Annotated in this window: 6 protein-coding genes and 1 tRNA gene; 4 read left to right on the forward strand and 3 right to left on the reverse strand. The window is 39.1% G+C overall.

Annotated elements, in window-relative coordinates; genetic code table 11:
- Positions 1-884, forward strand: an 884-nt coding sequence (locus AC6F75_RS10220; protein ID WP_500714924.1) for a tRNA-dihydrouridine synthase, incomplete at its 5' end; no start/stop codon positions are given.
- On the opposite strand, the gene AC6F75_RS10225 is transcribed toward AC6F75_RS10220, so the two are convergent.
- Both AC6F75_RS10225 and rbfA read right to left on the reverse strand, forming a co-directional pair.
- The gene (locus AC6F75_RS10225; protein WP_500714925.1) at positions 881-2080 is read right to left on the reverse strand and encodes an FtsX-like permease family protein; all 1200 of its coding nucleotides are present in this window, start codon (positions 2078-2080) and stop codon (positions 881-883) included. The genes AC6F75_RS10220 and AC6F75_RS10225 overlap by 4 nt on opposite strands.
- A gap of 2 nt (positions 2081-2082) precedes the next feature.
- Entirely contained in the window at positions 2083-2475 is a 393-nt protein-coding gene (rbfA, locus tag AC6F75_RS10230; protein ID WP_500714926.1) for a 30S ribosome-binding factor RbfA, read from the reverse strand.
- Positions 2476-2535: 60 nt separating this feature from the next.
- Between rbfA and mce the strand changes: the two genes are divergently transcribed.
- The 3 genes from mce (at position 2536) to AC6F75_RS14885 (ending at position 3518) form a co-directional block, all read left to right on the forward strand.
- Positions 2536-2943: a methylmalonyl-CoA epimerase gene (gene mce, locus AC6F75_RS10235; RefSeq protein ID WP_500714927.1), complete on the forward strand. Its 408-nt coding sequence runs from the start codon at positions 2536-2538 to the stop codon at positions 2941-2943.
- Between the two features lie 84 nt (positions 2944-3027).
- Positions 3028-3101: transfer RNA gene (locus AC6F75_RS10240), tRNA-Ile, on the forward strand.
- 186 nt (positions 3102-3287) lie between these two features.
- Positions 3288-3518, forward strand: coding sequence for an Fjoh_0651 family PID-CTERM protein (locus AC6F75_RS14885; RefSeq protein ID WP_507028571.1), 231 nt, complete (start codon positions 3288-3290; stop codon positions 3516-3518).
- On the opposite strand, the gene AC6F75_RS10245 is transcribed toward AC6F75_RS14885, so the two are convergent.
- Positions 3504-4088, reverse strand: a complete 585-nt coding sequence (locus AC6F75_RS10245; protein ID WP_500714928.1) for a riboflavin synthase — start codon at positions 4086-4088, stop codon at positions 3504-3506. The genes AC6F75_RS14885 and AC6F75_RS10245 overlap by 15 nt on opposite strands.
- Positions 4089-4214: the final 126 nt, after the last annotated feature.

Raw genomic sequence — 4214 nt, forward strand, 5'->3', positions numbered from 1 at the left:
ATGTGGTTTACACCGAATTTATCTCCAGTGAAGGCCTTATTCGTGATGCCGCTAAAAGCGTCATGAAACTTGACATTTATGAAAAAGAACGCCCTGTGGGGATTCAGATTTTTGGTGCAGAACTGGAACCAATGCTCAGAAGCGTTGAAATTGTTGAAGCTTCGGGTCCTGACATAATTGATATTAACTTTGGCTGCCCGGTCAAAAAAGTGGTTTCTAAAGGAGCCGGAGCCGGGATTTTAAAAGATATTGATTTAATGGTATCGCTCACCGAGGCCATGGTTAAACACACAAAACTTCCTATTACCGTCAAAACCAGATTGGGTTGGGATGAAAATTCCATTCGAATTGTGGAAGTTGCTGAACGGCTTCAGGATGTGGGCTGCAAGGCAATTTCAATTCACGGTAGAACGCGGGCACAAATGTATAAAGGTGACGCCAATTGGGCACCCATTGCTGAGGTAAAAAACAACCCCAGAATGCACATCCCCATTTTTGGAAACGGCGATGTTGATACTCCTGAAAAAGCCCTGGAGATGCGGGATGTTTACGGGTTGGACGGTGCTATGATTGGCAGGGCAAGTATTGGCTATCCCTGGTTTTTCAAAGAGGTAAAGCACTTTTTCAATACAGGCGAGCATTTGTCGCCCCCAAACATGGAAGAACGTGTTGACGCCGCAAGAAGACACCTGCAAATGGCTATTGACTGGAAAGGGGAAAAACTCGGGGTTTTTGAAACCAGAAGACACTATACCAATTATTTTAAAGGGATACCCAATTTTAAAGACTATCGAATGAAGATGGTCACTAGTGACGATGCCGCTTCAGTTTTTGCGGCTTTTGATGAAGTACTGGAAAAGTTTGGAGACTATCAGTTTGTCTAATTTTTCAGAAGGTTTTCACTCACCCTGCTTGAGGCAATTTTAGACGCTATGATTCCGAGCAATAAAATTGTCACAAACACCAAAGCGATATTAAAAAAATCAATTTTAACCGGATAAGGCAATGTTGCCGTTATCATCACTAAATTGAACTTAAGCTGCAATAAAACAATAACAACACCAATTAAAATCCCGGCTATTCCTCCTGTAACAGTCATCAACACACCTTGTAAATAAAAAATCCTTCTGATTTCCTTAATGGTTGCCCCAAGGTTTAAAAGCGTTTTCAGGTTGTGCTTTTTATCGAGAATAACCATAATGATGTTAGCAATCACGTTAAAAAGCGCAATAATCAAAACCAGGGTAAAGATGAGATAAACAGCCAGGTTTTCAGTATTGAGCATTTTGTAAAGTGCGTCGTTTTGCTGTATTCTGTTTTTAAAGTCCAAGTCTTGATTGAGAATGGCTGTAACTTTTTGAATGACATCTTCTTCTTTAGTGCTCTGGATGAGTCTGAATTCGATGGAACTCACATCATCTTCATCATATGACAAAAGTTGTCTTGCCAACTCGATTGGCGCAAACACATATTTTGAATTGAGCTCTTCATTGACGTGATAAATGCCCGACACCAAAACCCGTTCTTTATTAAACGCTTGTGTGGGGTCTGTAATTTGCCCTGATCCCGGTTTTGGAACATAGATTTCGAGCAAATCTGAATAGTCATAAATGCCCAGGTTTAACGTGTTTGAAATGCCAATTCCAACAATGGCGTTATGAGTAGATTCAAACCACCCACCAACAATGATGGTGCTGTCAATATAATTGACATTTTGGTAGTTTTCGTCAACACCCTTGATAAATGCGATGCTGTTTTTCCCTTTAAAGGTTAAAAATACCCGCTCTTCAATAATTTTTGAGATTTCCTGAATTTCTTTAAGCGCAACAATTTCTTTTTCTTGTTCGGGGGTAATGGTAAGGGTTTTTCCGGTTTCGGGAAATGCTTTCAAGTCTGAATCAAATACTGAACTGAATTGCAAACTGAAATCTTTCAAACCAGAAAACCCTGAGAGCACTATAAACAAAGACATCGCCCCAACCACAACCCCCGCCCCAGCAATGCCGGTAATGATATTGATGGCGTTGTTGCTGCTTTTTGAGATTAAATACCGCTTTGCAATATAGAGGGAAAACGTCACTTTTAGGCTTTTTTTCTTTTTTCTGCTAAATCCCGGTTTTTAATCGGGTTTTCTTTTCCTTTTACGGCTCGGTCAATTTTTTCAATATAGTCCAGGGAGTCGTCATTGTAAAAAGTCAAATCGGGCATTTTACGCAATTGATTTTTGGTTAACTGCGCCGCCTGATGTTTAATTTTCCCCTTAACGGAGTTGATTTCCTCTACTAGTTTTTGAGCATGTTCAGAAGGGAAGATGCTCAGGTAAACTTTTGCGATGGACAAATCAACGGTTACCGATACTTTGGAAACCGAAATTAAAATTCCCATGTGCCCGGCATCTTTCATTATTTTTTGAAGAATTGAGGCCAGGTCATTTTGAATTACTCCTGCTATTTTTTTTTGTCTGTTACTTTCCATAGGGCAAAAGTACTATATTTAAAGATTATCTTACTTTTACAAGGTGAAAATTACTGTATTATGAATAAAATAGAGCATATTGGAATAGCCGTAAAAAATCTGGATGAAGCCAACAAGACCTATGCTGCATTATTGGGAAAAGAACATTATAAAATTGAAGAGGTTGAAAGTGAGTTTGTCAAGACATCTTTTTTTCAAGTTGGCGAAAGTAAGATTGAATTGCTTGAGGCCACTTCTCCTGAAAGCCCAATTGCCAAATTTATAGAAAAGAAAGGCGAGGGAATCCATCACATCGCTTTTTACGTAGATGATATTGTTGAGGAAGTCAAACGGCTTAAAAAAGAAGGTTTTATTGTGCTGAATGAAACCCCAAAAAATGGCGCAGACAACAAGCTTGTGGTATTTTTACACCCAAAATCGGCTAACGGAGTTTTGGTAGAATTATGTCAGGAAAATACAAATGTTTAAAAAAGTTTGCGCCATAAACAAACTAATTATAAATTTGCGCCTTCAAGAGGCCGGATACTGAATGTCAATGTCGCCTCTGAAACAGGTCCCATAGCTCAGCTGGTTAGAGCACCTGACTCATAATCAGGGGGTCCATGGTTCGAGCCCATGTGGGACCACTTTTTAATTTTTTTTTTGGATATTAGCTTTATTTATCTATATTTGATTCTCCTCACAAAAAAAGGCTAAGTTAAGCAAACATGAATTTTGGAATTTGATTTTTGCATAACACAGATTTTACAATTAATATTTACGTTTGTCGTTTAGCCTGTAATCTATAACAGTTTAAGTGTAACCCTGTATATATGCGGCCCCAAATCGTGAAATACACATTAGTCTTCCTAATACACTTTTTGGTGTGTGGCGTTGCTATTGCCCAGCAAAAGGCGCCGCCGCCGCCGCAACCTCTGGGTGGGCCACCAATTCCCGTTGGCCTTCCTATAGACAACGGATTGATTTTATTGTTCATCTTGGGGATAGCACTAGGGCTTTATTTTGTTTATAGAAGAAGCAAAATCGAATTAAAGTCCAGATAATCTCTTCAAGTATTTTTCCACAAGGTCAAACTCAAGGTTTACTGTGTCACCGGGGCTTATTTTATAAAAGTTGGTATGCTCAAAGGTGTATGGAATTATAGCCACAGAAAATGAATTTGATTGAGAATCAACCACGGTCAGGCTTACTCCGTTTACTGTAATTGAACCCTTTTCTATTGTGATGTTTCCATAAGTCTCGTCATATGAAAAAGTAAAATACCAGCTACCATAGTTGTCTTTTATTTCAACGCAAACAGCGGTTTGGTCCACATGGCCCTGAACCAAATGACCATCTAGCCTGTCTCCAAGCTTCATGGCGCGCTCCAGATTGACTAAATCACCTACTTTGAGTTTTCCAAGGGTGGTTTTATCAAGTGTTTCTCTTATGGCCGAAACCTTATAAATCCCATCTTTTATTTCAACTACGGTTAGACAAACCCCGTTATGGGCCACGCTCTGGTCAATTTTAAGCTCAGGGGTCATTTTGCTTTTAATAAAAAGATTGAGATTTGAGCCTTCGTTTTCAAGGTGTTCAACCATTCCCATTTCTTCGATAATTCCTGTAAACATGTTCAAATGATTTAGTTAACTTTGCGCTCATTACAAGGCTGTAAATTTAAGCCAATTGAATCAGCTTACCCAAAAAACAATGAGTAAAAACGAAAACATAATTGTGGGCATTTCCATAGGCGACCT

The sequence above is a fragment of the Planktosalinus sp. genome (genome assembly GCF_059864935.1).

What these genes read in the sequence shown, in the direction of transcription:
- mce (WP_500714927.1), top strand. Translation starts at nt 2,536, where the DNA reads ATGAATAAAATAGAGCATATTGGAATAGCCGTAAAAAATCTGGATGAA.
- rbfA (WP_500714926.1), bottom strand. Translation starts at nt 2,475, where the DNA reads ATGGAAAGTAACAGACAAAAAAAAATAGCAGGAGTAATTCAAAATGAC.
- AC6F75_RS14885 (WP_507028571.1), top strand. Translation starts at nt 3,288, where the DNA reads ATGCGGCCCCAAATCGTGAAATACACATTAGTCTTCCTAATACACTTT.
- AC6F75_RS10245 (WP_500714928.1), bottom strand. Translation starts at nt 4,088, where the DNA reads ATGTTTACAGGAATTATCGAAGAAATGGGAATGGTTGAACACCTTGAA.